Raw genomic sequence first — 24702 nt, 5'->3', positions numbered from 1 at the left:
GGCTCCTCAGAACTCTTCCCACGGCGCATGCGCCAGCGGTTCGTCGACGATCACAAAATCGGTGGGCGCGGCGCCCGCGCCATCGAGATAAGCCGCCTTGAAGACCTTGCGCTCCAGCGCCAGGCGCAGCCGCTGACCGCGCGCGCCCGCGCCCAGGCGGATCAGCGCGCGTTGATTGCCCGGCGCCCACAGCGTCTGGCTCACGCCGGCCGCATTGCCGGCCGCCGGGGTCAGATCCAGCCAGACTTGCTCGGTCATCTGCCAGCGTTTGCTGGGCGGCGTGTCGCCGCTGGGCTCCTCGCTGGGCAGCGGGCGGGTGCGGCGCATGGGCTCGGGGGCGTCTATCATCACCGCCACCGGCTGCGGCGTGGCCGCGGGGTTGGCCTGTTCCCAGAACACGACGACGCGCGGATCCTTGGGCACCGGCATCGGCTCCAGCCCGGCGGCCATCATCGCCTGATCCAGCTCCGGCCCCTGCGGGTCCCGGCTGGCGAAGGCGGCGGTGGCGAAAATGCCCTGCATGGCCCCCGTCGGCGCGTAACGGTGCTCGGTCAGCACGCCCTGGAAGGCGGTGGCGAACGCGTCGAAGGTGCCGAAGGCGCCGGTTGAGAAATGCCGCCGCAGCACGCGCTCGCCCACGGCGTTCGTGGGCGCGCCCATGGGCACGGCTTCGATGTCCAGCACGTAGTCGGTGTAGGGTTCGAGCGGGATTGGGAGGGTCAGCTCGCTGTGGCGCGAGCGGTCGACATCGACCGGGATGCACGGCCCGAACTCGGCCAGCTTGTCCACCAGCACGCCTTCGAACGGCGACATCACGCTCGCCTTCACATCACCCAGCTTGGGCTGAATGCCGGCGCCGCCCCCGGCGGGATGGACGATGGGCACAGGATGCTCGATGCCCGGCACGTTCACCTGGGCGAACGAGGCGGCCTTCAGGCGCACGCGCAATTCCTTGCCGTAAGCCCCCCACAATTTGTCCACATCGTTGGTCCCGAACACCAGGCGCACGTGCTCCTCGCCAAAATAATGCGCTTCCCCGGCGGCCGGCAGCGTGCACAGCATCCATGGTTCCAGCGATTTGGGGCTGTTGGCGTCGGTGCGGAACCAGAAGTCCTGCGTCTGCGCGCCGCCGTCGGTTTCGTTGCCGGCTTTGTCGCGGGCGCGGATATGGACCGTGGTGCGCAGGTGGTACAGCTCGTCCGGCGCCAGCAAGGCCACGTCGCCGCTGGCGGCGCCCAGCAATTGCTCCAGCACGCCGCGGTTGCGCTGGGTCTGGCGTTGATCCCAGTCTTCGCGCGCGGCCTCGGCCCAGCGGGTGAACTCCAGCGCGGCCACGTAGTACGGCCGCCCGCTCACCTCGCGTTTCTTGGCCGCGACCGGGTCCTTCGCGTGCGGCACGCCGATCTCGATGCGGTCCAGCTTCTCCGCCTTGTCCAGGTGGATCAGATACGGCACATAGCCCTGCGCCTGCATCAGCTGGGATTGCAGCACCACGTGGGACACCGGGTCCACCCACGGCCCGTTGGTGTCCGTCCAGCGCGGCGGCAGGCCGAGCAGGCCAAGCGCGTCGGCGTTGCTCACCACGCGGCGGCCGATCTCGGCGCCGTTCGCGTCCAGCAGACGCAGCACCAGGCCGCGCGCCGGCGTGGGGTTGGGCGGCAGTTCGCGCCGGGCCAGCAGCAGGATGCGGCCGTCGACGATGGCGCCGCAGCTCACCACGATCACATCGTCCAGCGGGCCTTGCTTGAAACCGGCCTGCTCCAGTTGCGCGGCCACCTCGCCTGCGCGGCGCTTGTCGCCGAACACCACTGGCAGGCCGATGTCGTACAGCGGAGACGCCAGCAGACGGCTGTCGCAGCGGCGCGGCGGCACGGTGGCGGCGCCCGGCGCGGCGGCCGGCGGCGCCAGCGTGGCCAGGCCGGCGCTGATCTGCGTCAGCGCCGCGCGGTTGATGACGGTGCTGCTCGCCAGCTGGCGCACGGTGTCGGCAAACGCGACCGGGGCGACGTCGATGCGGTCGGTCCGGCGCAGCGCGATGGACGGCGCGGTGGCGGCTTCCAGCACCGCGCGCCCGACGGCGAGACGGCTGGCGAAACCCGACAGATTAAGCGGCGCGGCGGCGCCCGCGGGCACGGTGGAGGACGGCAGTCCGGGCTTCTGGCGGCACGGCACTTGCGTGCCCGCGATGACGGCCGGCACGATGCCGCGCTGGCGGTCCAGCTGGCGCTGGCCGGTGCGCCAGCGTTCGCTCACCTCCAGCTCCAGGTCCGGCGCTTCCGAGCGCTTGGTCTTGTCCGGGTCCGGCCAGGCGATGCCGTCCACCTGCCAGCCGGTTTCCGACGGGCCGCTGGGTTCGTGCTCGAAGGTCCAGAGCACGGCGGCGGCGGGCGCGGCGTCGTGGCAGACGGTGCCCCAGCGTTCGGTGATGTTTTCTTCCAGGAACTGGCTGCGCTCCAGCGCCTTGGGCGTGGGATTGGGCACCCAGTTCAGCAGGGACAGATTGGCGACGAGATTGCCTTCGGTGGGGTCGTTCAGCGTCCACCAGGTCGACGGCGTCGGCCCCGGGCCGACCGCGACGCCGCCGTCGGCGCGCGTCAGCTCCACGGCGGTCACGTCGTAGCGGTAGGCGTAGTCGCCGCGCTTGACGAAGCCGTCGGCCGGCGCGCCGGGCGATCCGCCCGGCGTCTGGCCCAGAATCGTCAGCGCGTCGTCCACCGGGGTGGCCGACATCGTGATCACCGGAATGGCGTCTATGGGCACCACCGGCAAGGCCGGATTGTTGGCGGCCGGCTGCGCCGCGCCGCGCAGCGCGTCGCCGATTTTCGAATCAATGCCGCGGTCCACCCCGGTGCCCACCACCAGCGCGGGCGAACGGCTGACCAGGCTCACCGCCCGGACCAGCTCGGGCGCGGCCGGGATGATGGGGTTTTGCTCGCCGATGTGGAAATCGACGCAGCCCTTGATGCTGAAGAAGAACAGATCGATCTCGCCGCAGATCTCGCCGTCTATCCGCGAGATCTGCGAGCCGTCGGACTTGGTGCCGATCTGCACCGTCAGATCCGCCGACGCGCTGATGCTGATGATGAACAGGTGCAAATCCCCGCGGACATAGAGCAGGCCGCCCACGTAGAACGGGTCGAAGCCGAGCACCGCGTTGAAACCGGCGGTGGCGCGCAGATAAAGGTTGATCGAGGTGTTGCCCCAGGTGATGGACACCTCCAGGCCCACGGCCAAGCCCACGCCCGATACCGCCGACAAGCCCTTGTACGCCGGGATGCCGTGCCCGGACACCATCACATAGCCCTGGCCGTCGAACACCTTGAGGATGTTGGCGTGGATGGGGCCCGGCAGCGGACGGTTCATGCTGTCGCTGCCCGGGAAGGTGCCCAGGTAGACGTGCCAGTCGCCGCCGTGATTGAGGTTGAAATACGCCTCGATCGGGATGGTGATCTGCACGATGGGGGTGATCTTGAAATCGATGGACAGCCCGATGGTCAGCGTGCCGCGGCCGAAGTCGAGATCGATCACGCACAGGAAGGTGCCTTCGGCGGTTTTGTCCTTGAGGTCCGGCAACTTGGCCAGAAGATTGGCCTTGACCACCAGCAGCAGGCGCGGCCCCGGCAGTTCCAGCAGGACCATCCCCTTGACATTGAAGATGATGCCGCCTTCCATCGTGCCCAGGATGGCGCCCACGCCGAAGGCCCAATGGTCTATCTGCGGCTTCCACGCCTGAAGGTTGGTCGGATTGCCCTGAGCCCGGTCCTTCAGCCAGGTGAGCGCGGGCGTCAGCGAGGTGATGCCGTCCTCGTTGCGGGTGTAGTGCATGGCGAACAGGCCGAGGAAGCCGTAAATGCCGAAGCCGGACTGCGCCAGTGGTATCGCCACCGGCAGCTCCAGTTCCAGCGAGATCGCCACCGCCGTGGCCGGCCCGCCCAGGGCCGCCGGGATGTCGGACACCGCGATGCCCGCCGCCAGCCGCAGCTTGATGGGCACCAGCGATACGTCGATCTGCCCCTTGATCTCGAACGGGTTGGCGTTGATCTCCATATAGCCGCGCCCTTCTATGGTGCCCGGCACCTTCAGGCTGGCGGCGAAGGCCGTCAACTCCGGCGGACCCGCCGGGTCCACGGGAATGCGCACCCGCGCGCGTTCTATGGTGATCACGCCCAGGTTGACCGCGAAACCGAGATCCACTTCGAAGGTCAGCGGGTTGGTCCGCGCGATGCGCGCGCCCAACACCTGGATGATCTGGCCCAGCGGGTCCGGCACGCGCACCGCGCCCGGCCCCGACAGGTCGATGGAATAGCCCTTGGACGAATCGAACATCGGCCGCAGCTGGAAGCGGTTGGCCGAGCCCGGCGGATAGCCCATCTGCAGGCCTATCGCCTTGTAGCGCACCGCCAGCGGCTTGTTACGCGGAATCTCCAGCAGCTGGAAGCCGCCGATGGAGACATTGGCCGACACCGCCGTTTCCACGTCGAACAACAGCGTGGAAACCCATTGCCCCGCTCGCGTCGTCACATGCAACTCGCCGCCGTACAACACCACGCGCTCCACATTGAACAGGCCCAGCTCCGCCAGCGTGATGGGCAGCGCGAGCGCGGCCCCGGTCAACACCAGGGCGCCGACGTCGCCATCGGCCGGATTGGCGGGCGCGGTGGCGGCCAGCAGCGGCGTGAACACCGTGGTCATGCCCAGCACGTTGCGGCCGGTGCTGGGGGCTTGCAGCGGCTGGCCGGCCAGCTGCCCCGTCATCACCAGGCCGTCGCGGTCGTTGGGATCGGCGCCCAGGTAGAGCTTGACCTCGTCGGTCTGGCTGGCCGGATCGCGCTGGTAGAGGATCTGGTAATTGACGATGCCGTCCGACGGGTTCTGGCTGCCCAGGCCCTGGAAGGTGGGGATGTCGCCCTGGGCGACGCCGCCGTTGCGCAGCCGCTGTTCGGCCGCGGTTTCAAAGTCGATCGACCCGCTCAATTCAATGGCGACGAACTGATCGCGCACGATGCGCACCTTGAGCGCGGCGGAGCGGAACCAGTCCGGCGGCGGCGGCGTGGCGGGCGCGGGATCCCGCGTGGGGATGGTGGGCGGCGGCGGCGGCGGGGCCGCCGGCCGCGTGGCGTCGCCCTGGGTGACGGTGCCCGGCAAGGCGATGGGCCCGAAGCCGCCGATGCTCGCCTTCCACCACAGATTGCGCGCGCCGGAATGCGTCTGCCAGTCCGCGGTCCAGGCCGGCGGCGGTTCCGCCGCGCCGATGTCGGGCGGGTCCAGCGTCAGCGTAAAGCTGGGGATGCGCAGATTGGCGTCCGGATTGGCCGCCTCCGCGCTCAAGATCTGCTGCAGCGCCCGCGCGCGGCGGCGCGAGAGCAGGTAGTTGTACTTGGCCTTGGCCACATTGCCTTCGAAGCTGGCCACGCCGGTCAGCGTCAGCGCGGCGGCGGAAATGCGTTTGAGCGCCGCGCGGTACTGCTGCATGAACGGCGTCGCCGGCGGCGTCCAGACGGCGCTGCCGCTCGGGTCCACCGCCGGCGAGCTGTTGGTGTTGTCGGGGATCAGCGCGTAGTCGGCCGGATCGCTGTCATTGGGGTGATCGAAGCGGTAGTAGCAGGTAATGCCGGTCACGGAGCCGCTGCTCAGCTCCGCGCGTATCGCCCGGGTTTGCCCGGCGGACACCGGGATCGTCACCGTGGCGCCGGGGCTCTGCGCCGCGCCGTCCACGGTCCAGGCCGTGGCCGGATTGGCCGGGTTGAGGCTGACAGTGACGGAGCTCGCGTCCTGACGGACGAGCAACAGCTCGGGCGTGGTCTGCGGCTGCCCTTCCAGCGTAATGGAGGTGGTGCGCACCGTGGCCGGCTGGCCGGGCGCGGCGCCGGGCGCGGGCAGGCTCTGCGCGGCCTGCTCCCTCCGCGCGGTGATGGTGAGGGTGGCGCTTTTCTGCGGATTGGACGCGTCGGTGGCGGTGACGCCTATGCTCATGTCGGCGGCGCCGGACAGATCGATGTCGTGCACCAGGCCGTTATGCGCGCCGCCGCCGAAGCTTGCCTGCCCGACATAGGGCGCGCGGCCCCCCGTGATGTCGATCACCATGCGCGTGCGCGCGGGCAAGGACGCCTCGGCGGTGTGCTCGCCGGTGCGGCGGATGCCGATGGCGGCGCCGTCCGGCGTGAAAAAGCGCGCCGACACATTGAGCTGGCCTGCGCCCTGGTTGATCACCATCAGCTCGAAATCGCCGGTCACGCCGCTGGATTGGCCGAAGCCGATCAGGAAGTTGCGCACCCCGGCGTCCACGGCGAAGTCCTGCATGCCGTTGGGGGCCACGAACAGGCGGATCTCCGGCAGATAAAGCCCGGTCCAGCTCTCGTCGAAGCCAAACTGGTCCAGCACCTCCGGCGGCGTGTAGCCGTCGGCCAGGTCCAGCGTGGCGGAGCGGAATCCGAAGCCCACCACCTGCCCGTCGCCGACGAAGGCATAGGGCGGCGTCATCGTAATCAGCTGCGCGGCGCCGATGTCGCCGGGATCGTCTATGCCGGTGACGCCCAGCGAGGCGATGGACACGTTCAGCGCCGCGGCGGCGTCGCTGCCTTGCGACAGGCGCAGCTTGATCTTGGGCAGGGTGAAGAAGACGTCGCTGCGCGAGGCGTCCGGCACCAGCAGGCCGTCGCTCTCCATCTTGGCCGGCTTGAGGAAGGGAGGCCGCAGCACGATGCCGGCCAGCACCAGGTCCAGCGTGAAGCCGGTGCCGGGATAGTCCGAGGGCGGCGCGTCGCCGGGAATCGGGTCCCAGGCGTTGAGCACGGCGCGCACCGGCGCGAAACCCGCGTCGCCGCCGGGAATGCCGCCCACGCCGTTGGCGATGATGGCGCCCGCCGCGCGCGGCACCGACAGGGCGAACTCGACATGGGTGTCGGTGATGTCGAACCAGGGGTCGCGCCGGCCGGGCTGGCTGCGCGGGTGCCCTTCGGTATTGGACGCCTCTGCGCGCAGCGTGCCGCTGGACGGATCGAAGCTGATCTCGACATCGCCGGAGAAGCGCGCCACGCCGCGGATGACCGTGCCTTCCACGCCAAACGCCGTCTCGAAACTCTCGACATACAGGACGGACAGCACGGCATGCCAATCCGTGTTCTCGCCCTTGAGCAGATAGGGGCGGAACAAATCCACGAGCGCAAGTTCGGTAACCATCAGAGCTCCCTTTCTTGAAAAGGAGTCAACGCGTCGGCGGGGCGCTAGAGACTGATCAGGAAAGCATAGGCCACTGTCAGCGGATATTCCATTAAGTTTGTAAATTCAATAGGATATGGTTTATGGAAAGCCTTTTTGCTGATTGAATGCATAAACCATATTGTTCCTACTTGCCGTCAATCCGCGGACTAGCCTCATCCCGGCACTCTGAAGGAGGACTCGCCGCCGCGTCCTTGGGCGTCATCCTGCTGATCTTGATGAGAATCCGTCCCTGGTTGTTGCCATAGAAGGATTTCGTATCATTGACGTAGAATCTCAACTCGCCGCTTAAGTCGCTTATTTCAGAAGAAAGCTGCCCAATATAAACCGGCTTCCCTGACCCGCCTCTGTCACCTGTGGCCATCAAAGCAAACCAGCAAAGCTCAGAATGATGTTTCGTCCACCCCAAGTACTTGGTGACACCACCGCCCGTGTCCCCCTGGGGCGCCGGCACCTGTCGGGTTTTGTCATACCAGAACTGCTTCGGAAAAACGTCTACCCTGTACCTCTCCTCCTTCTCCAGCAGCAGCCCGGTTCCATTGCCTGTTGTGTCAAAGCTCACCCCAGCCTGCACGATGAACCAACAGGCGCACCCAGGCTTAAGCTTGCCCAATGCGCGCTGAAAGCTAGGATGCCGGCATGGCAGCGCTTCTTTTACTTCCGCCAAGGGTAAGGGCGCATCTCTGACTCTCAGTTTCTCCTGCGAGGAGGCGCAGCCGGCTACCAGCGGCATGACGAGCGCCAGGCAGACCAGGCCTCCCCGCCCTTGTTGCGAAATAATGTTCTTGGAAAACATCATCGTCCCTCCTGAGCCGGGATGCAGTCCCCATCCTGTTCGGACCAGGTAACAACATCAACGGCGAGCGCATCAGACGGACAGGAGCTGCCGGCGGCTTGCTCCACAATGATGGGGGGACTCGCCATCTTGGCTAAGGGCTCCAAGCAAACCCGTCCTACCTGACGCAAATCCAGATATTGATTTTCATGTTCTTGAGGCGGCATAGCCTGTCTTCGCTGGAAAACACTGCCGTGCATGCATAAACGGTTTTGAAACTCCGCCATGGGCTCGTGCGCCATGCCTGTTGCCCCCGCACAAGCCCATACGCCGCAAAGTCGCCTATCTCCTAAGGCATAAGCAGCCAGGTTACGATTCATCTTGTGGTACAACGCCGACCAGACGCCGTCCTCAGGGTCGTGGCTGCTGCCATAGATGTCCTCGGGGGCTTGCATCTTTCCAGGCAACAAACCGGTATTGGCTTGCATCAGCCGGCTAATCATCCAGTTCAGGCTCAGGCCCGACAGCTTGCTGTCCGAGGCCCCTCCGCCCACATCCGAATGCGCACCGGCAAACCACACCTCTCGCACTTTCCCAGCCTCCTTCCGCGCGTCCGGCTCTCCCGCGGGCAAAAGACCGCGCTTGCCCAGTGCTGCCCGTTGTTTGCCATCGTTTGGACAGCTATAACGCCCATTGCCCTGAGCTTCGGCAAGGTCCGGCAGAAACTTGCGGGTCAGCAAGTGCTGGCGCGTCATCAGCAGCGGAGTAAAGATCCACTCGCGGTCATCATCCAGGGAGACCGCGTGGAATACTTGCTCCACATTCAGAATCTGGTCGCCATAGCGCCCGTTGGGCTCGTCGATATCGACATAAAGGGGAGCGACATGCGCTTTGTGCAGCAAGCGGTCATCCCAACCGCCCACCCCTCCTCCCAGCGCGCCCACGGTGTCCCACAAGCCCAGCACCTTGACCATGCGGGATCGATAGCTTTGCTTCTCCGGTCCCCCGCGCGCCACCGCAATCTCACAGGGGAAACGGCGCTCATGGAAGCCATCCTTCATCTCCTGGAACAGCGCCTTGGCCTTCTGACTCCTGACCTCCTCAGTCATATCTGGAGGCTGATCCGGCAAACCGATGTATTGCAACATTGATGCCAGCACCCGGGCCGCATAAGCTCCACGGCTGAAGCCGAACAAGTAGATCTCATCTCCGGCCTGGTAATGCGTCAGCAGAAAATCATAGGCCAGCGCCACGCGGTTCTTGAAGCCCAGGCCTGTGGCAGCCCCTAAAGCATTGCCATTCACCCCCACCCCTTCGATATACAAGGTGGAAATATTGGGCTGATTTTGCATTGATATCATCGAATGCAAACGCTTGACGTTGGTGTTGCTTTGTACATCGTTCGCAGTGCCGTCAAAAAAGATGGCGAACTTCTGGGGCTCGGCTGAATGCTCCTTCACTACAGCAAGCTGCTGTTCATAATAGATATTGCTACACCCTTGTAGAAAGGGGAACAAAATTGCAAAACCCAGCAAGCGCAGAGCAAGCCAACTCAATACATTCATTACGTGGCCTCTTTTCATGGCGAGACATAACGATCAAAAATAACAGTCATTGATTTAAAAACTGATCGATGGCTTTATTTTCAATAATCAACAGTGCACTTAAAAATCAAGCTGGCAATCAAAATCAATCACCGCAAAATCAAAACAACACTTTCCCGATAAAATCATTCCATAGAGAAAGCGTATAGAAAACGAATCTCCGTTAAAGCACACCAATTAAAACAATTACACTCGATATCATCCAAACAAAGATAGTTTACAAAATACACAAGCAAACTCCGTACAAGCACTTAGGCCCGCTAATAAAACCTGTCGATAAATTGCGTACAGATCAATGAGAAAGCCAGCTCGAGCAAAACGTAATGTGTATCCAGCCGTGGCCGCCATCCCGGCGGGAGCAAGATGGCAGTGGGTGTCGTGGCCGCAAAGACTTTCAGAGCTTCCAACTAACGACTTTTCGGTCATCTTTGCCAGACGCGAAAATAGTCACACGGCATAAATTGGTTTTGTTAGCGGGAATTGCCCAAGCCCGCCGACGCGGCCGCCATTGTCTATACCTGAGAGGAGTCCCGGCGCTTGAGTTGGCATAGCGTAAAGAAACCATTGAAAATGGGGAGTCCATGCTCAGTTCGTTTTTCATTGACGCTTACCAGTCCTATTTATTTCTACCGACCCAATACAATCTGTGGCTGGTGGCGCTGTCCTTGCTGGTCGCCGTTTTCACCTCTTGTCTGGCGCTGCAGATCGCCGGCCTGGCCCGCGAGGCCAGCGATCGCTGGCTGCGCCGGGTCGCCCTCGCCACCGGTTCTTGCGCCATGGGCGGCGGCATCTGGGCCATGCACTTTGTCGGCATGCTGGCTTTCAGCGTTTGCAGCACGGTCCAATACGCGCTGCTGCCCACTCTCTTGTCCATGCTTCCCGCCGTCGCCGCCTCGCTGATTGCCTTGCACTTGCTGTCTCAGCCCAAGATCGACGGCAGGCAGTTGCTGATCAGCGGAGTGCTGGTGGGGAGCGGCATCGGCACCATGCATTATTCCGGCATGGCGGCCATGCGGATGACGCCGCTGCTGCGTTACGACCCGCTGTGGTTCTCCGTTTCCATCCTGCTCGCCGTTTTGCTGAGCACCTTGTCGCTGTGGATACGCTTTGGCCTGGACAATAAAAAAATCGGCAAGGGGTGGATGACGCTGCTCAGCGGCGCGGTGATGGGGGTGGCCATTGCCGGCATGCATTATTTCGGCATGGAGGCCGCCCGCTTCATCGGCACGCCGGACCCGGCGTTCCGCAACGCCTTGGACAACAACGCCGGCCTGGCCGTCGCCATCGCCATCACGGTGCTCCTGCTCGGCAATATGGTCTTCGTCGGCAATGTGTTGCTGCGTTACCGTCCCTTGTACCTCAGAACGCAAAGCAATGAATTGAAGCTGCAAGCCACCTTCAACACCTCGCTGGACGGCATCATCACCATTGATGAAAAAGGCCGCATCTTGACGGCCAACCCGGCGGTGGAGCGCTTGTTTGGCTGGAAGGTCGACGAGTTGCTGGGCAAGAACATCAAGCTATTGATGCCGGAACCGCATCACTCCAAACATGACCGTTTCCTCTCCGACTACAAGCAAACTCAGATTGCGAAGCTGATCGGCAGGGAGCGCGAGGAGATGGCGCTCAGGAAAGACGGCGTCCAGTTTCCCATCCGGCTATCGATAGGCAAGGTGTTGCTGCCCGATCAGGTGATCTACGTCGGTTTCATCGGCGACATCAGCGAACGCTACCGCATCCAGCAAGAGCTGGAGGACCGTGAAAAGCAGTTCCGCACCCTGATAGACAACATTCCCGGCGTCGCCTTTCGCAGCCACTGCCTGGAGCCCTGGAAGACCATCTTCATCAGCGAGGACATCGAGAAGCTCTGCGGCTGGCCGGCCAAATCCTTTCTGGACGGCCGCATTCAGCTGCTGGACATCATCCATCCGGAGGACCGGGACAGGGTGCGCGAAACCATCCGCGCCGCCCTGGAGCAGCGGCAGCTCTATGTTCTCGAATATCGTCTGCTATGCCTGAACGAGGAGGAGCGCTGGGTGTTGGAGAGCGCTCGCGGCGTCTACGACGACGCCGGCGCGCCGCTGTTGATTGACGGGGTGATTCTGGATATTTCGGAGAAAAAGGCGGCGGAGTTCGCCTTGATCGAGGCCAAGAATCGCGCGCTGTCGGCGGTCAAATCCAAAAGCGCCTTCCTGGCCAATATGAGCCATGAGATCAGGACGCCGATGAACGCCATCATCGGCTACACCGATTTGCTGCAAGACACCGAGCTGGACGCTCAGCAAAAAAGCATGCTGAAAACCGTCAATCACTCCGCCAAAAGCTTGCTGGGCCTGCTCAACGATGTCCTCGACACCGCGAAGCTCGAACAAAACGCCCTGGAGCTGGAAGAAGCGCCCTTTTCATTGCGCGAGGTGGCGGAACACGTGATCGACATCCTGCGGCTGAGCGCCAGCAAAAAAGGCATCAGCTTGCAGCTGAAATACCCGGCCATTATCCAGCAGGCCTTTATCGGCGACGCTTTCCGGGTGCGGCAAATCTTGATGAACTTGGTTGGCAACGCCATCAAATTCACCGCTCAGGGCGGGGTTTGGCTGACGGTGCTGTCCGCGGGAGAAAACGTGGTCATCCTGATCCGCGACAGCGGCATCGGCATGAGCAAGGACACCTTGGCCAAATTGTTCGAACCCTTTTCCCAGGCGGACGCCTCCACCACCCGCCGCTTTGGCGGCACCGGCCTGGGCACCACCATCGCCTTGCAGCTGGCCCAGAAAATGGGCGGGCGGATCGAGGTGCAAAGCACCCCGGACAAAGGCTCCATCTTTCAGGTTTACCTCCCCTTGCGCCCGGCGCCGCCGGACGCCCTGTCCTGCCTGGAGCCTGCGGCGACGGAGCTCATGCCCAAGCCGCCGTCCCCCCTGAACATCCTGGTGGCCGATGACGATGCGATCAATCTGGACATCGTCACCATCCTGCTCAAAAAATACGGGCACCGCATCTATACCGCGTCCAATGGCAAAGAGGTCATCAACGCGTGGCAGCACCACGACATCGACCTCATCTTGATGGACATTCAGATGCCGGTGATGGACGGCATCACCGCCTGCAAGTTCATCCGTCAGGTGGACCCCGACAGCGACAAGCGCGCCACGCCCATTATCGCCTTGACCGCCGGAGCGTTTCAGGAGGACCGCGAGGCGGCCATGGCCGCCGGCATGGACGGCTTCATGACCAAGCCCATAGACGTCATCCGGCTGCAAGATGAAATCGAACGCGTGATGAAGCGCATGGCCGGCTAGCCGCCGGCGCTCCCGGCCGAGGGCGGCGGCGGGGCCGCCGCGCGCCGTGGCAGCTTGCGCGATGAGCGCCGCATCGAACCCCTCGCGCCGTACGCGCATTCCGCCCCCTCCGCGTTTTTCTCCCTGCCCCGCTCCGCCTCGCCATAGTCCATTTATTGCGATAAAACCATATTTATTTAATGACATGTTCATTTTGTATTGATATGCTGTTCAGATATTTCTGCGCATTGACGCAGACAAACCTCATGAGACAGCCACAGGGAGAAGTGTCATGGCGAACCCGTTCGACAATAAGGAAGGCGTTTTTTTCGCCCTGGTCAACGATGAGGGCCAGTACTCGCTCTGGCCCGAGTTCGCTCCGATTCCGGAGGGTTGGCAAGCCTGTTTCGGCCCCTCCGACCGCCAGTCCTGTCTGGACCACATCGAACAAAACTGGATAGACATGCGGCCCGCCAGTCTGGCCCGCGCTCAGGACGCCTTGCTCTCCACCGGCTGATTCCCGCCCCGGCTCAAGGGGGCCATGCCGGGACGCGCCCGCTTTCAGGACAAAGCGCGGCGCCGCTCTCGCCATCTCGCGGCGGCGCGTTCGCCGCGCGCCCTACCCGCCATCCCGCTCCACACCGAAAAAAACGCCGGCCGGCCGCGCATGCGCGGAAGGTTGCGGCCTCACGCCCTGTTCCGCAAGCCATTCAAGGTGCGATATGAACGACAACGCCGTTTTTCCCTCCCGCAATCCGCACGCCGCGGCCGCCCCGGCTGAAACCTTCGCCGCCCTGTTCGCCCGAAGCGCGGCGGACCATCCCGACGCCATCGCGCTGCGACACGGCGCGCGCGCGCTCAGCTACCGCGAGCTGGACGACCAGGCCAACCGTCTGGCCCATTATCTGCGGGAGCTGGGCATAGACCGCGAAACGCCGGTGGGGCTGTGCCTGGACCGCTCGCCCGAACAAATCATCGCCATGCTGGCCATTTTCAAGGCCGGCGGCGCTTATCTGCCGCTGGACCCCGATTACCCGCGGGAAAGGCTGGCCTATATTCTCAACGACGCCATGCCGGCCGCGCTGCTGACGCGGGCCGCGCTGACCGAACAACTGCCGGTCCACTGGGCGCGGGTGGTGGAACTGGATACCGAGCAGCCCACATGGCAGACGCAGCCGGATCAGGCGCTTCCGCTTCACGATTTCCCGGACCAGCTGGCGTACCTGATCTACACCTCGGGCTCCACCGGCCAGCCCAAGGGCGTGGCGGTGACTCACCGCGGCATAGGCGCGCTGGCGCGCGCGCAGAGCCGCCGCTTCGGCATCGCCGCCGGCGCCCGCGTGCTGCAATTCGCGTCTTCCAGTTTCGACGCGGCCTTCTCCGAAGTCGCCATGACCTTGCTCTCCGGCGCCTGTCTGGTCACCGCGCCGGCGGCGGAATTGACGCCGGGCGCGGCGCTGGCGGACTTGCTCGCCCGCCAGAAAATCAGCCATCTGACCCTGCCTCCCAGCGCGCTGGCCCTCATGCCGGACGGCGGTATCCCGCAGGATTGCGGCCTGATCGTCGCCGGCGAGGCCTGCCCGGCGGCCCAGGTGCGGCGCTGGTCCGCCGGCCGGACCATGCTTAACGCCTACGGCCCCACCGAGGCCACCGTGTGCGCGACGATGAGCGGCCAGATGCGGGATGAGGCCCCCGCCGACATCGGCGCGCCGCTGCCCGGCGTCCAGGCTTACGTGCTGGACGACGCCCTGCGGCCGCTGCCGCCGGGCGTCGAGGGCGAGCTGTATCTTGCCGGCGACGGGCTGGCCCGCGGCTATCTGGGCCGGCCGTCGCTGAGCGCCGAGCGCTTTGTCGCCAATCCCTTCGGCCCCGCCGGCAGCCGCTTGTACCGCAGCGGCGACCTGGCGCGGCTGCGCGCCGACGGCGCGCTGGACTACCTGGGACGGGCGGACGAACAGCTCAAGCTGCGCGGCTACCGCATCGAGCCCGGCGAGATCGAACACCTGCTGACCCAGCAAGCCGGCGTGAGCCAGGCCGTGGTCCGCCTGCGCGAAGACCTGCCCGGCATCAAGCAGTTGATCGCCTACGTCGTTTCCCGCGCCGGCCTGCAAGCCGACGGCGCGGCCTTGCGCGCGGCGCTGGCCGAGCAACTGCCGGATTTCATGGTGCCGGCGGCGGTGGTGCCGCTGGAGCGCCTGCCGCTGACGCCCAACGGCAAGGTGGACAAACAGGCGCTGCCCCCGCCGGATTTTGAAAACGCCGACGCCGGCGAGGCGCGGGACTGGCTGGAGAAAACGCTGGCCAAGCTGTATGCGGAAGTGCTGGGGCTGTCCAGGGTGGGCCTGGGCCAGGGTTTCTTCGACCTGGGCGGCGACAGCATCAGCGCCATTCTGCTGGTCAGCCGCGCCCGCGCCCACGGCCTGCAATTCAGCCCGCAGGACGTTTTCGACCACCCCTGCATCGAGCGTCTGGCGCTCCGGGTCCGCCCGGTGGACGCCGACGCGGCGGCAGGCGAATTGCCGCCGTCCAGCGCCGCGGACCTGGAAAGCATCCGCGCCCGCTATCCGGCGGTCAGCGCGGTGCTGCCGCTGTCGCCTCTGCAGCGGGGCCTGCTGTTCCACCTGCTGTACGACGAAGGTCAAAGCGACGTCTATCTGATACAGATGGGCTTCCAGCTGGACGGCCCGCTGGACGCGGACAAGCTGCGCGCTGCCGCCGAAGGCTTGCTGCAACGCCATCACCATCTGCGCGCCGCCTTCTCCGCGGACGGGCTGGAGCAGCCGGCGCAAATCGTGCTGGAGCGCGTAGAGACGCCCTGGCGCGAGCTGGACCTGTCCGCGCATCAGGCCGATGAACAGCAGCGCGCCCTGGAACGGCTGCGCGCGGACGACTACGCCGCCGGCGTGGACCCGGCGCGCGCGCCGCTGCTGCGCTTTACCTTGGTCAAGCTGGACGCGGAGCGCCACCAGCTGCTGTGGAGCTTCCACCACCTGCTGTTCGACGGCTGGTCGGTGCCGGTGCTGCTGCGCGAACTGTTCGCCCTCTACCGCGGCGACGCGCTGCCGCCCGCCATTCCCTACCGCGATTACCTGGCCTGGCTGCACACCCGCGACCGCGACGCCGCCAAGCGCCAATGGATCAAGCATCTGGCCGGGCTGGAGCAGCCGGCGCGCCTGGCGCCCAGCGCGTCCCAAAGCCGACAGCTGCCGCGCAACCACAATGTGACGGCGGACCCGGCGGTCTACGCCGCGCTGGAGCGGCTGGCCCGCCGGCAAGGTCTCACCCTCAACACCTTGTTGCAAGCCGCCTGGGCCATTCTGCTCGCCCGCCTCTCCGCCTCAGACGACGTCGTTTTCGGCGTCACCGTCTCCGGACGTCCGCCGGAGCTCCCCGGCGTCGAGCGCATGGTCGGCCTGCTGATCAACACCGTCCCGCTGCGCCTGCGGCTGCAGCCCGAGGAAACCCTGACCGCCCTGCTGCAACGCTTGCAGGCCCAGCAGGCCGCGCTGATCGAGCATCAACACCTCAGCCTCGCCGAGATCCAGCAGGCGGCCGGCCTTGGCGATTTGTTCGATACCCTGCTGGTCTTTGAAAACTATCCGATCGCCGATGACGATCGCCGCGTGGACGACGCGCTGTCCATCGGCTATCTGGGCGGCCAGGGCGTGGACACCTCGCACTATCCGCTCAACTTGTGCGCCGTCCCCGGACCCGAGCTCGAGCTGCGCTTCGGCTACCGGCCCGACCTCTTCTCCGCCGACGCCGTCGACGGCATCGCCCGGCAGTTGCTGGAGCTGCTGCGCCTGATCGCCGAACAGCCCGAGCTGCCGCTCGCCCGCATCCCGCCGGCCACGCCGGCCCAACAAGACGCGCTCGCCGCCTGGAACCGCACCGACGCCCCGCTGCCCGCCGCCACCCTGACCCAGTTGCTGGAACGTCAGGCGGAACTCAGCCCCGACGCCGAGGCGCTGCGCTTCGACGAGGTCGCCCTTAGCTACCGCCAGCTGCACCAGCGCGCCAACCGCCTCGCCCGCCGCCTGCGCGCCGACGGCGTCGGCCCCGAGACCCTGGTCGCCGTCGCGCTGCCCCGTTCCGTCGATCTGGTCGTGGCCCTGCTCGCCGTGCTCAAGGCCGGCGGCGCTTATCTGCCGCTCGATCTCGACTATCCGGCCGAACGCATCGCCTTTATGCTGGCCGACGCCCAGCCCGCCGTGGTCCTGTCTCGCTCCGGGCTGCTGGCCGGCCTGCCGGTCGAACACGCCTTATGCCTGGACCAGATCGACGATGCGCTCGAGACCCTGTCCGATGCGCCGCTGGAGCTCCCCGGCGACGACAGGCATCCGGCCTACGTCATCTACACCTCCGGCTCCACCGGCCGCCCCAAGGGCGCCGTCAACAGCCATCGCGCCATCGTCAACCGTCTGCTGTGGATGCAGCACGCCTACCCGCTGGCCGACGACGACGTGGTGCTGCAAAAAACCCCGTCCAGCTTCGACGTCTCGGTCTGGGAGTTCTTCTGGCCGCTGATCGCCGGCGCCTCGCTGCTGCTGGCCCGGCCCGACGGCCATCGCGATCCCGTCTATCTGGCCGAGCTGATCCGCCGCCGCGGCGTCACCACCCTGCATTTCGTCCCCTCCATGCTGGACGCTTTCCTGCAGGAACCCGCCAGCGCCGGCTGCGCCAGCCTGCGCCGCGTGCTGTGCAGCGGCGAAGCCTTACCCGCGCCGCTGCTGGCCCGCGCCGCCCAGACGCTGCCCTGCCCGCTGCATAATCTCTACGGCCCCACCGAGGCCGCCGTCGACGTCACCGCCTGGACTTGCGATCCGGTGCGCGACAGCCGCTCGGTGCCCATCGGCCATCCGATCTGGAACACCCAGCTCTTCGTGCTCGACGCCATGCTGCGGCCGCTGCCGCCCGGCATCCCCGGCGAGCTGTACCTGGGCGGCGTCGGCCTGGCCCGCGGCTATCTTCGCCGTCCGGCGCTGACTGCCGAGCGCTTCGTCGCCCATCCCTTCGCCGCCGGCCAGCGGCTGTACCGCACCGGCGACCGCGTCGTCCGCCGCGAGGACGGCGCGCTGGACTACCTGGGCCGCCTAGACCATCAGGTCAAGCTGCGCGGACTGCGCATCGAGCTGGGCGAGATCGAAGCCGCGCTGCTGGATCAGCCCGGCGTCGCCCAGGCCGTGGTCCTGATCCGCGAGGACGCGCCCGGACAGCGCCGGCTGGTCGCCTACGCGGTGCCCGCCGCCGGCGCCCAGGCCGACGTCGCGCGCTGGCGCGACGCGCTGGCCGCCCGCCTGCCCGACTACATGGCGCCCGCCGCCTGGGTGTTGTTGGATGCGCTGCCGCTGACGCCCAACGGCAAGCTGGACCGCCGCGCCCTGCCGGCGCCGGAACTGACGCTGGCCGAGCACCGCGAGCCGGTCACCGAAAAAGAAAAACTACTGGCCGAAGCCTTCGCCCAGACCCTGGGCCTGGAGCGCGTCGGCCTGGACGACAGCTTCTTCCATCTCGGCGGCGACAGCATCAGCTCCATCCAGCTGGTGAGCCTGGCCCGCAAGCGGGGCTTGGGCCTGACGCCGCGTCAGGTATTCGAACACCCCAGCGTCCGCGGCCTCGCCCAAGTCGCGGCCGAGGCCTCGGCCCTGGCCGTTGACGCGCGCGCCGACGCGCCGCTGCTGCGGCTGGAGCCAGCCGAAATCGAGCGTCTGAGCCGCCGCCGCCCCGGCCTCGCCGAACTGCTGCCGCTGACGCCGCTGCAGCAAGGCCTGCTGTTCCACGCGCTCTACGACCACTCCGCCGCCAACCCCTATGTGGTGCAGATGCGCATCGAGCTGGACGGCGCGCTGGACGGCGCCGCGCTGCGCCGCGCCGTCGAACGTCTGCTTAGCCGCCACCCGCATCTGCTGGCCTCCTTCATTCACGAGGACACCCAGCAACCGATGCAGGCCTTGAGCCTGGACAGCGCCGCGCCGTGGCGGGAAGCCGATTTGTCGGCGCTCAGCGACGACGAGGCGCGCGCGCGGCTGGAAGACATGCAGACGGCCGATCATGGGGAGAGCATGCCGCCGGACCGCGGGCCGCTGCTGCGCTTCACCCTGATCCGGCTGGCGCCGGAGCGCCACCGCCTGCTCTGGACTTTCCACCACCTGCTGCTCGACGGCTGGTCCCTTCCCGTGCTGCTGGAAGAACTGTTCGCGCTCTACCGCCAGGGAGAATCGGCCGCGCTGCCGCCCGCGCCGGCCTACCGCGATTACCTGCTCTGGCTGTCCGGCCGCGATCAGGCCGCCGCCCGCCAGGCCTGGGGCCAATACCTGCGCGGCGTGGACGAGCCCACCCTGGTGGCGCCCGGCCTCCCCGCCGCGGAACAGCGGCCGGATCTGCACACCGCCGCGCTGACGGCGGAGCTCAGCGCCGCGCTGTCCGCCCAGGCGCGGCGTCGCGGGCTGACCCTCAACACCCTGGCCCAGGCCGCGTGGGGCCTGCTGCTGGCCCGCCTGACCGGCCGCGACGATCTGCTGTTCGGCATCACCGTGTCCGGACGGACCGCGCCGCTGGAAGACATCGCGCGGCTGCCCGGCCTGCTGATCAACACCGTGCCGCTGCGCCTGAAACTGGAACCGTCGGCCACGCTGGCCGGCTGGCTGGACGATCTGCAATCGCGCCAGGCCGCGATGATGGAGCATCAGCATCTCGGACTCGGCGACATCCAGCAGCTGACGGACATGGAGGAATTGTTCGACACGCTGATGGTGTTCGAAAACTATCCGCAGCTCGACGCGCTGCGCCAAAGCCGCGCCGGAGACGGCCTGAGCGTGCGCCCCGTCGACGGTTTGGGCGGCGATGTGTCGCATTACCCGCTGGGCCTCTGCGTGGTGCCGGGGGAAAGACTGGAGCTCCGGCTGGGCTGCCGCGCCGACGCCTTCCCGCCGGCCGCGGCCGAGAGCATTCTCGCCAGCCTGACGCGCCTGTTCCAGGCGCTGGCCGGCGATCTTGAGCGGCCGCTGGCCAGCCTGCGCTGGCTGGACGAGGCCGAGAGCCGCCAGCTGGACGGCTGGAACGCCACCACTCGCGCCACCGCGCCGGCGACGCTGCCCGAGCTGTTCCGCCGGCAGGCCCGGCTGACGCCGGACGCCGTCGCGGTCTGCGCCGGCGACGTTCGCCTGAGCTACCGCCAGCTGGATCTGCAATCCAACGCGCTGGCCCACCGCCTGCGCGCGGCCGGCGTGACCGTGGAAACGCCGGTGGCGCTGTGGCTGCGGCGCGGCCCGCTGCTGCCGGTGGCCATCCTCGGCGTGCTCAAGGCCGGCGGCTGCTATATCCCGCTGCACACCGCCCAGCCGGAAGAGCGGCGTGCCTGGACCCTAACTCAGTCGCGCGCCGCTTTGCTGCTGGCCGACGAGGCCCCGGCGCCGGCCATGCTGCCGCCGGGCCTGCCGGTGCTGCGGATAGACGGTCCGTCCGACAGCGCCGAGCACCCGCCCCGCCTGGAGCTGACCCCCGACGCGCTGGCCTATGTGATGTACACCTCTGGCTCCACCGGCGTGCCCAAGGGCATAGCCGTCAGCCACGCCAACGTCGGGGATCTGGCGCTGGACCGCCGCTGGGAGGGCGTATCCCAGAGCAAGGTGCTGCTGCACTCTCCGCATGCCTTCGACGCCTCCACCTACGAGCTGTGGACGCCCTTGCTGCACGGCGGCCAGGCGACGCTGGCGCCGCCGGGGGACAACGACATCGACTCGCTGGCGGACGTCCTACAGCGGGAAAGCGTCACCGCGGCCTTCCTGACCACCGCGCTGTTCAACCTGCTGGCCGAGGAGCGGCCGGACTGCTTCGCCAGCCTGCGCACGCTGTGGACCGGCGGCGAAGCCGCCTCGCTGCGCGCCTTCCAGCGGGTGCGGGAGCGCCATCCGGAGCTGGAACTGGTCCACGTCTACGGCCCCACCGAGACCACCACCTTCGCCACCTGCTGCCCCCTGCCGTACGATCAGCCACTGGCTGCGCCGCTGCCGATAGGCGCGCCGATGGACAATACCCGCGCCTATGTGCTGGATTCCGCGCTGCGCCCGCTGCCCGTCGGCGCGCCCGGCGAACTCTATCTGGCCGGCAGCGGCCTGGCGCGCGGCTATCTGGATCAGCCGGCGCTCAGCGCCGAGCGCTTCGTGGCCAACCCCTTCGGCCCCGCCGGCAGCCGGCTCTACCGCAGCGGCGACCGGGCGCGCTGGCGCGCCGACGGCCAGCTGGAATTCCTCGGCCGCGCCGATCAACAAATCAAGCTGCGCGGCTTCCGCATCGAACTGAGCGAAATCGAAGCCAGGCTGCGCGAACACCCGGCCGTGTCCCAGGCGCGGGCGGTGCTGCGCGAGACGGACGGCGCGCCGCGCCAGCTGCTCGCCTATGTCGCGCTCCACCCCGGCGCCGACCTCGCCCCGTCCGCGCTCAGACAAACCCTGGCGGCGCAGCTGCCCGACTATATGGTGCCAGCCGCCGTCGTCGCGCTGGACGCGCTGCCGCTGACCCCCAACGGCAAGCTGGACCACCGCGCGCTGCCCGCGCCCGATTTCCAGGCCGGCGAACGGCGGCCTCCGCGCAGCGACGCCGAGCACATCCTGGCCGGGCTCTACGCCGAGCTGCTGGGCCTGGACGAAGTCGGTCTGGACGACGGCTTCTTCGATCTCGGCGGCGACAGCATCGCCTCCATCTTGCTGGTCAGCCGCGCGCGGCGGCAAGGCTTGCTGCTCAGCCCGCGCGAGGTCTTCCTCCATCCTCGGGTGGAGGCGCTGGCCGCCGTCGCCCGGCCGGTCGTCGCCGTCGCGGCCGAGGACACCGCGGAGGGCCCGCTGCCGGCGACGCCCATCATCCGCTGGTGGCTGGAGCGCGGCGGCCCGCAAAGCGGCTTCTACCAATCCATGCTGTTGCAAACCCCCGCCGGATTGGAACAAGCCCATCTGCTGCAGGCGCTGCAAGCCTTGCTGGACAAACACGACGCGCTGCGGATGCGGCTGGATGCCGACAACGGCCTGAGCGTGCCGCCGGTCGGCTCGACCTCGGCGCAGGACTGCCTGTGCCGCATCGCGGCGGACGCGCATCTGGAGATCCCGCCGGCCGACATCGCCGCCGCGGCGCGGCAGCTGGACCCCGCCGCCGGCGCCATGTTGCGGGCGCTGTGGCTGGACGCCGGCCCGGACGCGCCGGGCAGGCTGTGGCTGGGCATCCATCACCTGGCGGTGGACGGCGTTTCCTGGCGCATCCTGCTGCCCGACCTGGCCTCCGCCTGGCGCGAGGCCCGCGCCGGCCAAGCCATCCGGCTGGATCCGGTGGCCACCTCCTTCCGCCACTGGGCGCTGCTGCTGAACGAGGACGCCGTCCGCGCCGCCCGCGCGGCCGAAGCGCCGATGTGGGCGGCCATCCAAGACCAGGCCGATCCGCCGCTATCGCCCTGCCCGCTGGACCCGGCGCTGGACACGGCCGGCGCCAGCCGGCGTCTGAGCGTCGCGCTGCCTTCCGCCGTCACCGCCGATCTGCTGACCCGGGTGCCGGCGCTGTTCCACGCCGGCATCAACGACGTGCTGCTCACCGGCTTCGCGCTGGCGGTGGCGCGCTGGCGGCATGGCCGGGGACGGGACGGTGGCTCCGCGGTGCGCCTGGAATTGGAAGGCCACGGCCGCGAGGAGCGGGGCGAGCATTGCGATCTCTCCCGCACCGTGGGCTGGTTCACCAGCCTGTTCCCCGTCTGTCTCGACCCCGGCGCCTCCGCCGCGGCCGCCCTGGACGACGACGCCGTGCTGGGCGCGGCGCTGAAGCGGGTCAAGGAGCAATTGCGCGCGCTGCCGGACCGGGGCCTGGGATACGGCCTGCTGCGCTATCTCAATCCGGAGACCGCCGCCCGGCTGAGCGGCGCGGCGCCGGCGCAACTCGGCTTCAACTACCTGGGACGCTTCTCCACGCCGGCGCGCGGCGACTGGATGCCGGCGCCGGAAGCGGCCGGGCTGGACGGAAACAGCGATTCTTCGACGCCGCAGACCCACGCCATCGAACTCAACGCCGCCACCCACGACGGCCCGGACGGCCCGGAACTGGTGGCCACCTGGCTGTGGGCCGGCCGCCTGTTCGACCGGCAGGAGATCGAGAAGCTGGCGGAGGACTGGTTCGACGCGCTGCGCGCCTTGGCCAGGCTGGGCCGCGCGCCGGACGCCGGCGGCAGCACCCCGTCCGACCACCCCTGGCCGGCGGGCTGTCGCAGGAGGAGATAGACCTGATCGAAGCCGGCTTCTAAGAACCTGTTCAATGTCTGCTGCGCTTCAGCGATACGGCGTTGAAAACCAGCTCAAAATGCTCATGTACCACGTGTACATTCCGCTTTTTCGCTCGTTTTCGCCTTGTCTCGCCCTTGCTCGCGAGACTTTGAACAGGCTCTAAGAGCCTGTTCCAAATACTTTCCGGGCGGCCGTCGACGGCGACCGCCCATTGCGAGGTTCACGATGTCGAAGATCGCCGAAATCCTGCCGCTGTCGCCATTGCAGCAAGGATTGCTGTTTCACGCGCTGTACGACGAACGCGAGGTGGACGCCTACCATGTCCGCAACCGCTTCGAGCTGCGCGGCGTCCTGGACGCCGGCCGGCTCAGGCGCGCGGCGGAGGCGCTGCTGCAACGCCATCCCAATCTGCGCGCCGCCTTCGTCTACAAGGGGCTGGCGCAGCCGCGTCAGGTGGTGCCCCGCGAGTTCGAGCTGGATTGGCGCGAGGAAGATCTGTCCTGCCGGGACGCCGCCGCGCTGGACGCGCTGCTGGAGGCGGACCTGCGCCGCCGCTTCGATCCGGGCAAGCCGCCGCTGCTGCGCTTCATCCTGGTCAAGCTGGACGCGGAACGCCATCAACTGCTGTGGAGCTTCCACCACCTGCTGTTCGACGGCTGGTCCATGCCCATCCTGATGGACGAGCTGTTCGCGCTCTACCGCCAGGGAGAATCGGCCGCGCTGCCGCCGGCCGCGCCCTACCGCGATTATCTGGCCTGGCTGCAACAGCAGGACAAGGCCGCCGCCGCCCGCGCCTGGGCCGCCAGCCTGGACGCGCTGGACGAGCCGGCCAAACTGGGCGCCGCCGCCGCGGGGGAACGCCAGCTGATCCTGTCCCGTCAAACCGAAACCGCCCCGCTGCAGGCGCGGGCCCGCCAACTGGGCGTCACCCTCAACACCCTGCTGCAAGCCGCCTGGGCCATTCTGCTCGCCCGCCTCAGCGCCGCCGACGACGTCGTTTTCGGCGTCACCGTTTCCGGACGTCCGCCGGAGCTGCCCGGCGTCGAGCGCATGGTCGGCCTGCTGATCAACACCGTCCCGCTGCGCCTGAGGCTGCGGCCCGAGGAAACCCTGGCCGCCCTGCTGCAACGCCTGCAGGCCCAGCAGGCCGCGCTGATCGAGCATCAGCACCTCAGCCTCGCCGAGATCCAGCAGGCGGCGGGAAGAACGGAGCTGTTCGACACTCTGCTGGTTTTCGAAAGCTATCCGGCGCTGCCCGGCGCGGCCGACGGCGAGGTGGCCGACGGCCTGGCCTTGATTCCGCTCGGCGGCGACGGCGCGGACACCTCCCACTACCCGCTCAGCCTGTGCGCCGTCCCCGGGCCCGCGCTCGAGCTGCGTTTCGGCTACCGGCCCGATCTCTTCTCCGCCGACGCCGTAGACGGCATCGCCCGGCAACTGCTGGAACTGCTGCGCCTGATCGCCGAACAGCCCGAGCTGCCGCTCGCCCGCATCCAGCCGGCCACGCCGGCCCAACAAGACGCGCTCGCCGCCTGGAACCGCACCGAGCGCTGCCCGCCGCCACCCTGACC

General features: G+C 67.2%; 7 protein-coding genes. 4 read left to right on the top strand and 3 right to left on the bottom strand.

The annotated features are described in order from the left end of the window. Window positions 1-6 precede the first annotated feature (6 nt). The 3 genes from HQN78_RS05135 to HQN78_RS05125 all read right to left on the bottom strand — a co-directional run bounded on the left by HQN78_RS05135 (window position 7) and on the right by HQN78_RS05125 (window position 9558). A complete protein-coding gene (locus HQN78_RS05135; RefSeq protein WP_235088362.1) occupies window positions 7-7179 on the bottom strand; it encodes a hypothetical protein in 7173 nt (2390 codons plus the stop codon). Between the two features lie 166 nt (window positions 7180-7345). Continuing rightward, window positions 7346-8017 (bottom strand): hypothetical protein, encoded by a 672-nt coding sequence (locus HQN78_RS05130; protein WP_235088360.1) that lies wholly within the window; start codon window positions 8015-8017, stop codon window positions 7346-7348. Then, window positions 8014-9558: a DUF2235 domain-containing protein gene (locus tag HQN78_RS05125; RefSeq protein WP_235088358.1), complete on the bottom strand. Its 1545-nt coding sequence runs from the start codon at window positions 9556-9558 to the stop codon at window positions 8014-8016. Before HQN78_RS05125 ends, HQN78_RS05130 begins: the two co-directional genes overlap by 4 nt. A 620-nt stretch (window positions 9559-10178) precedes the next feature. Here HQN78_RS05125 and HQN78_RS05120 point away from each other — a divergent pair. From HQN78_RS05120 to HQN78_RS05105, 4 genes are all read left to right on the top strand, one after another. Next, a complete protein-coding gene (locus tag HQN78_RS05120; protein ID WP_235088356.1) occupies window positions 10179-12896 on the top strand; it encodes an MHYT domain-containing protein in 2718 nt (905 codons plus the stop codon). 271 nt (window positions 12897-13167) lie between these two features. After that, on the top strand, window positions 13168-13392 hold the full coding sequence (locus tag HQN78_RS05115) for an MbtH family protein (protein WP_235088353.1): 225 nt from the start codon (window positions 13168-13170) through the stop codon (window positions 13390-13392). 205 nt (window positions 13393-13597) lie between these two features. Next, window positions 13598-23128: a non-ribosomal peptide synthetase gene (locus tag HQN78_RS05110; protein ID WP_235088350.1), complete on the top strand. Its 9531-nt coding sequence runs from the start codon at window positions 13598-13600 to the stop codon at window positions 23126-23128. A 228-nt stretch (window positions 23129-23356) separates the two neighbouring features. After that, window positions 23357-24700 (top strand): condensation domain-containing protein, encoded by a 1344-nt coding sequence (locus HQN78_RS05105; protein WP_235088348.1) that lies wholly within the window; start codon window positions 23357-23359, stop codon window positions 24698-24700. Window positions 24701-24702 lie beyond the last annotated feature (2 nt).

Origin of the sequence: Chromobacterium sp. Beijing (genome assembly GCF_021496765.1) — a bacterium.
Classification (GTDB): Bacteria; Pseudomonadota; Gammaproteobacteria; order Burkholderiales; family Chromobacteriaceae; genus Chromobacterium.
This window is presented reverse-complemented; position numbering and strand designations above follow the sequence as displayed.

Coding starts and splice junctions, on each gene's coding strand:
- HQN78_RS05135 (WP_235088362.1), bottom strand. CDS start 7,179: ATGGTTACCGAACTTGCGCTCGTGGATTTGTTCCGCCCCTATCTGCTC.
- HQN78_RS05115 (WP_235088353.1), top strand. CDS start 13,168: ATGGCGAACCCGTTCGACAATAAGGAAGGCGTTTTTTTCGCCCTGGTC.
- HQN78_RS05125 (WP_235088358.1), bottom strand. CDS start 9,558: ATGAATGTATTGAGTTGGCTTGCTCTGCGCTTGCTGGGTTTTGCAATT.
- HQN78_RS05105 (WP_235088348.1), top strand. CDS start 23,357: ATGTCGAAGATCGCCGAAATCCTGCCGCTGTCGCCATTGCAGCAAGGA.
- HQN78_RS05130 (WP_235088360.1), bottom strand. CDS start 8,017: ATGATGTTTTCCAAGAACATTATTTCGCAACAAGGGCGGGGAGGCCTG.
- HQN78_RS05120 (WP_235088356.1), top strand. CDS start 10,179: ATGCTCAGTTCGTTTTTCATTGACGCTTACCAGTCCTATTTATTTCTA.
- HQN78_RS05110 (WP_235088350.1), top strand. CDS start 13,598: ATGAACGACAACGCCGTTTTTCCCTCCCGCAATCCGCACGCCGCGGCC.